Here is a 5,887-nt window from a genome sequence, read left to right as displayed (position 1 = left end):
TTAAATTCAAATAAGAGCTTGGGAAAATCATATCCACTTTGACTAGTAGGACGAACGTGAAAAAAAAGAGAAGCGTTGTGGAGGTTTTTAACACGAAATTCCAGAGCATCTCACCGTATACGTAAGTTTGAACGCCGTTTGAAGGCGTTGCGTACGTTTCCAATCTTTTTTCCCAGAAGGCGGTGGATAATCCCTTAAAAGGTGCTAAGATGAATGCTTGCGAGCTTTGAAAGAATATAACGCCCAAAACAACGTAAGAAACGTAATTTCCGCCGAACTCTTTGAATGTCGCAGACGAAAATCCTTGGATGAAGTAAGCTATGAAGAACCAAACGAATATGGTGACGTATCCTTTCACGATTTCGAGAATAAGGTTGGAAGGGTAGTATTTCAAAGCTCTGAATTCTATCCAGGCAAACGAAAGTATCGCCCTGATCTTCTCCATCATGAGATCACCTTTTCAAATATGTCGTTCAACGTCAACCTTTTCGTAAGCACATCCGTTATCTCTCCGTGTTCTTTTACAGCCTCTATGATTTTGGATATCTCGGAATCGACGTTTTCAACTTTGAATCTGAGTTCCGTGTCTTGCTGAATGTTGCCAAATTCTTCTTCGTATATTTCATGTATTTCCACATTCCAAAATTTTTTGAGGTTTCTCACACGTTCATCGAAATTCCCCTTCACGATGATCTCTTCTTCTTGTGAATATTTCCTTCTCAAATCTTCAACACTTCCAAGCGCTTTCACTTCCCCTTTGTCTATGATCATTACCCTATCACAGATCTCTTCGGCTTCTTCTATGAGATGCGTTGTCATGAAGAAGGTTATGTTGTATCTGTTTCGCAAATCCACTATGAAATTTCTTATCATCTTGGCGGCTTCCATATCAAGTTTTACGGTTGGCTCATCCAGGAAAACGAGTTCGTGTTTTACCAGAAGCGCTCTGGCTATCGCGAGCCTCTGACGCGTTCCGGCGGATATTTCCATAGCCCAAGCGTCTTTGTATCTTATAAGATCAAGGGCTTCCATAACTTCGTCCACCGCATTTTGCATTTGCTTCGATGGTATGCCGTAAACGGTTGCCCAAAAGAGAAGGTTTTGTCTAACAGTTAAAACAGGATCTACTCCTATGTCCGCTGTTGGTGCAACAAGAGAGACGTTTGCCCTTATCCTGTTAGCTTCTTTCAAAACGTCATATCCCAGGACGCGGCCTTCGGCGTTGTCTGGTACCAATAAGCCAGCCATAACCTTAATAAGCGTCGTCTTTCCAGCACCATTTTTTCCGAGAAGGCCAAAGATCTCACCTTTTTCGACTTTAACGTCCATGGAATGAAGGACTTCAGTCTTCTTTTTTTTCTTTCCGTAAGATTTTCTCACGTTTCTCACATCTATTACTGCCATCTCGTCAAAGTCCCCTCTTTTCTGGCTTTCTGTATGCCTACGTAGTAAAGATAAAGACCGAGTGGGAGGAAGGTAAACGTCATCACGGCAAGTGCCAAAGTGTCCACAGCAAGTGGAGAAATTTTCAAAATGTATTGTAAAGGCAAAACGGGTTTTGTTAAAGAAGCACCTGGAAGCAAAGCACGTCTGAACAGATCCAAAGCGTAGGTGTGTGGTATGAAAGATGCCAAAATTTGCAGGTACATGGGAAGGATATTTATTGGATAGTAATATCCCCCAACAAGGGCTATTATGACATCTTGCAATATGAAACTTATCGGTTCGCTACCCCTTTTGAAGTTCAAAAGGTAGAATGAAGACGCGCTTATCATGCCTATTCCAAAGGTCGAAAACCCTATGAATATGACTCCCAACAGAACGTAAATGGGCGCTTTGAACGCGAATGTGGCTCCGAAAAAGAGCCAGCCAAACAAAAAGGCCAGTCCAACGCGTGGGTAATCGTCTATAACGGAACGAAACATGACGCCTATGATCGGCGTGAAGTAAGATAACGGGCTCAACATGTAAAGGTCCATCGTTCCGTTCCAGTATATTCTCGCGACTCTCGGAAATGGATCGCCAAGATTGGTGTAGGAGATGTAATATATCGAAAGGCCTATCACAACGAACGAAACGTAATTCGTACCGTAAACTCCCATTGTGTGATGTCCAACCAACAGTGAAATAAGGAAGAAGATGGACGTGTTTATGAAAACATCTATTATCCACGTCCAGATGTTCACCCTGTAAGAAGTCCATATTATCATTTCGCGTTTTGAAAACGCCCAAATTGCCCTTAGTTGATTGGTCATGCTATTCACCGTTGATAAACCTCGTGTACACGTCGGATATTTGCGCATTGCTCTTCGTTATGTTGTGAATGGTAACGCGCTTTGAAATGAGAAACGTCAGGAGATCGTTTAAGTTTCCTGACGACAAAGAAAAGCGTATTTTCACATTCTTATCTGACAGAGAAAGCGCATCTATCACGTTTATTTTTTCTTTTAAATCGGACAGGTTCACGTTTGAAAGTTCAGCCTGATAGATCTGCTCCGTTATGAATTCTTTTAAAAGTACCTGTGGCTTGGAAATGATCAAAGCTTTTCCGTTTTTCAATATCATTATTCGATCTGCGTATTCTTCAATTTCATGCGGATCGTGAGACGAGAATATCACCGTCTGCTCTTTTCTGCGTTTCAACAGGTATTCCCACATTCTCCTTCTCGCAAACGGATCTAAAGATGTGGTTGGTTCATCCAGATAGATTATCGGCCTTTTCGCTATTATCCCCCGTGCTATCGTGAGCATTTGCCTCATGCCAGCACTTAATTGAGGAATCGTCTTTTGGGCGTAAGCGTCCATTCCAAGTTCTTTCATCGTTTGCAAGATTACAGGCTTTGCCTTTTTGCGAGGAATTCTCACAAGATCTGCGTAGAACAGCAGGTTTTCGTAAACCGTAAGCTGCCATTCCAAGCCCATCCAGCCGGATGTGGAAACGTACGCTATTTTATCTTTGATTTTTTCATGGTCTTTTACAAGATCGAAGCCAAGCACTTTGGCATTTCCAGAGGTTGGATAAAGAAGGCCGCTCAACATCTTTATAAGGCTGGTTTTGCCGGCACCGTTTGGGCCAACTATGGCGAAGATTTCTCCCAATTCGACCGAAAACGAAAGGGCATCCACGGCGACAACTCTTCGGGTATTTCGGCTCGTAAGCTTAAAAGCGTTTTTCACCCACAGGCCAGGGCCTTGTTCTTTCATTCCACGCACTTTGGCTTTCACGCTGGTCGGTACCGTGTTGTATATCTTTGTAAGAGAATTGGTGACTACAGCATACAAGAAAATCACCTCGTTATGAGGAAAAGGCAAATGTTAGCAATGCGCATTATATCATATCTACATGTAAGAAATTGGAGTGGGTTGAGTATCTCTTCGCCGTGTATCTGAGATCACGTTTGGACTCGTTCTCATTCAAAATCGTATATCTTCATTTTATTTAATCGTAGTCGAGGCTTTTTGTGTAATTTTATCAACGCTAACTGAAAAATTTTATCGTGCTTAATACAACCGCTATGAAAAGAACGTATCTTACCCATTTTGCTCCTTTTAAAATGGCAAATCGGGTGCCGAAAACAGCACCTGTTATATTACCTGTTGCAAGCGTTAAACCGGCGATCCAATTAACTTTTCCATTCATCACGAAGATGATCAACGACGCCACCGTGTAAAGAGCGATGATCGTAACCTTGGCGGCGTTTGTTTTTATTATATCCATTCCCTCGGCAAGCACTAACGAAAGTATGAAAAGAAAGCCAACACCAGCTTGAATGAACCCACCGTAAATTCCCACTCCAAAGAAGATGAGATAAGAAAGCCAACGCATATTTTTTGGAAGCCCTATGCCCTTTTCCCACACTTTTGGCTTCCAAACAAGAAAAATTGCAAGAAAAATGAAAAAGAAGCCGATGATTCTTTTAAAAAGCTCTTCATTCATTTGAACAGCGATCAAGCTTCCAACAATCGCTCCCAGTGTTGCTGGAATTGCCAGAATCAAAGATCTCTTTAGCACATTTACATTCTTCTTTTTAAATTGCTGGGCGGCAACTATGTTTTGCAGAAGAATTGCCACGCGGTTTGTGCCGTTGGCAACACCGACATCCAGCCCGAGAAGGGAAAGCATTGGAAGGGTTAACATAGAACCTCCACCTGCCAGAACGTTCATGAATCCCGCTATAACACCCACACCGTAAACTGCAAAATACAAAAGATAATGCATTTTCCCTCCAACGAGTTTAAAATTTTTTCAAAATGCTACACAATACGGGATGATTTTGAAGCGAAAGCTATCCTCCAGAAGTTAAAAGCAATCTCCGCAAAGAGTGCGTCTATCAGTCCAAAATGCACAAAGATGTAGCCCGCTACCAAAGCCGATACAAAAGCGATTCCACCTTCCCAAACGGCTGAGAAAAAATTTCCTTTGATGAATATGAGGAAATAAATAAAACCAGTTAACATACCAAGCACAAAAACTCTCAAAGAGACAAACCACCAGAGAAGTTGGTGTGTTTCATTCATCCATGAAAGATCGTGAAGACCAAATTCACGGAATATTATGGTGTCAACTAAAGGCAAAAAAACCAACCACGTTAAAGGGCTAAAAATGTTTCTTTCGAACTTCCAGTTCATCTTGTACAACCCGTAAGCTCCAAATCCAAAAGCAGTTGAAATAAGAATTGGTAGGAAGTTTACGTTTTTAAATTCTATTTGCGCTTTTTTCATAACCAACATGGAAATAACAGCAAGCACGAGCGTTATCAATGAAGCCCAAAACAGAGACTCTTCATTTTTTTTGCTTTTTCCTATCAGCAAAGGTAAATACACAACAAACATTATCAGCACTATGTCAAAGAACTTTATCAGCCTCATCTTCTCACCCTTTCACGTGAAAATAACGCCTTATTAAGCTTCACCATTTAATGTAATGATATAATCTTTTGGAAAGGAGGAGGTTGCATTTGCATTACTCACGAGTTAAAAGTGCGGTGCTCAGCGGCTTAGATGTTGTAGAGATTGACGTTGAAGCTGACATAAATACCAAATCGATAGTTCAGGACTGGGAAATAGTCGGCCTTGGAGATACGGCGGTTAAAGAGAGCAGAAAACGTGTTATGAGCGCGTTAAAAAATTCCGGTTTTGGCATTCCGCATGGAAAAATAACGATAAATCTCGCACCTGGTGATGTAAAAAAAGAGGGCGCGTTGCTGGATCTACCAATTGCCATGGTCATCCTTATGGCAGCTGGAAAAATAAAAGATGAAGAAGAGCTTTTTTTAATAGGAGAATTGGGTTTGGATGGAACCTTAAGAAGGGTAAATGGAGCGCTACCCATTATTTTGGAAAAAGATCCCCAGGAAAAGGCAATCGTCCCATTTGAAAATAGCATGGAATTATCCCTAGTTAATATTTCAAATGTTTATGCGGCTACTTCTCTATTGGATGCGGTGAAAATAGTGGAAGGGCCTCGCGATTTCGCGCTTTCAAAGATAATAAGAAAAATAAGTCTGAAGAACGAAAATCACTTGAATGTGGATTTTTCGGAAGTTCATGGTCAAGAAACGGTGAAACGGGCTTTGGAAATCGCTGCGGCCGGTTTCCATAACATCTTAATGAAAGGACCTCCTGGTTCCGGAAAAACCATGTTGGCAAGGAGGCTTCCAACCATAATGCCTCCAATGAGTGAAAAAGAAATAATTGAATCGACAAAAATATATTCGGCAGCGGGAATGTTGGATGGCAACCCAATAACGCAAAGACCTTTCAGAAGCCCGCATCACAGCGCTTCAACCGCTTCCATAATTGGAGGAGGCGCAAAGGCGAAACCTGGCGAGGTAACACTTGCTCACAACGGAGTTCTTTTCATGGACGAGATGCCAGAATTTAAAAG

The 5,887-nt window shown here is 41.7% G+C and carries 7 protein-coding genes; 1 reads left to right on the top strand and 6 read right to left on the bottom strand.

Annotated features, from left to right (window positions below; all coding sequences use genetic code 11):
• The 6 genes from ACXJIN_RS02935 to ACXJIN_RS02910 form a co-directional block, all read right to left on the bottom strand.
• The coding region (locus tag ACXJIN_RS02935) for a hypothetical protein (RefSeq protein ID WP_456399304.1) at nt 1–445 on the bottom strand (445 nt) is incomplete at its 3' end.
• Nucleotides 445–1,404 (bottom strand): ABC transporter ATP-binding protein, encoded by a 960-nt coding sequence (locus ACXJIN_RS02930; RefSeq protein ID WP_456399303.1) that lies wholly within the window; start codon nt 1,402–1,404, stop codon nt 445–447. The genes ACXJIN_RS02935 and ACXJIN_RS02930, both read right to left, overlap by 1 nt.
• On the bottom strand, nt 1,395–2,264 hold the full coding sequence (locus tag ACXJIN_RS02925) for an ABC transporter permease (protein ID WP_456399302.1): 870 nt from the start codon (nt 2,262–2,264) through the stop codon (nt 1,395–1,397). The genes ACXJIN_RS02930 and ACXJIN_RS02925 overlap by 10 nt, the downstream gene beginning before the upstream one ends.
• A complete protein-coding gene (locus tag ACXJIN_RS02920; RefSeq protein WP_456399301.1) occupies nt 2,257–3,282 on the bottom strand; it encodes an ABC transporter ATP-binding protein in 1,026 nt (341 codons plus the stop codon). Before ACXJIN_RS02920 ends, ACXJIN_RS02925 begins: the two co-directional genes overlap by 8 nt.
• Before the next feature lie 196 nt (nt 3,283–3,478).
• Nucleotides 3,479–4,219: a sulfite exporter TauE/SafE family protein gene (locus tag ACXJIN_RS02915; RefSeq protein ID WP_456399300.1), complete on the bottom strand. Its 741-nt coding sequence runs from the start codon at nt 4,217–4,219 to the stop codon at nt 3,479–3,481.
• Nucleotides 4,220–4,254: 35 nt separating this feature from the next.
• Nucleotides 4,255–4,869 (bottom strand): hypothetical protein, encoded by a 615-nt coding sequence (locus tag ACXJIN_RS02910; RefSeq protein WP_456399299.1) that lies wholly within the window; start codon nt 4,867–4,869, stop codon nt 4,255–4,257.
• 89 nt (nt 4,870–4,958) lie between these two features.
• Here ACXJIN_RS02910 and ACXJIN_RS02905 point away from each other — a divergent pair.
• A partial coding sequence (locus tag ACXJIN_RS02905) for a YifB family Mg chelatase-like AAA ATPase (protein WP_456399298.1) occupies nt 4,959–5,887 on the top strand: 929 nt, incomplete at its 3' end.

This window comes from Mesoaciditoga sp. (genome assembly GCF_054006115.1).
The sequence above is the reverse complement of the archived record's forward strand: the minus strand, read 5'-3'. Positions and strand labels throughout refer to the sequence as shown.

Excerpts from the sequence above, each read along its gene's own strand:
- ACXJIN_RS02915 (WP_456399300.1), bottom strand. The coding sequence starts at position 4,219 with ATGCATTATCTTTTGTATTTTGCAGTTTACGGTGTGGGTGTTATAGCG.
- ACXJIN_RS02910 (WP_456399299.1), bottom strand. The coding sequence starts at position 4,869 with ATGAGGCTGATAAAGTTCTTTGACATAGTGCTGATAATGTTTGTTGTG.
- ACXJIN_RS02930 (WP_456399303.1), bottom strand. The coding sequence starts at position 1,404 with ATGGCAGTAATAGATGTGAGAAACGTGAGAAAATCTTACGGAAAGAAA.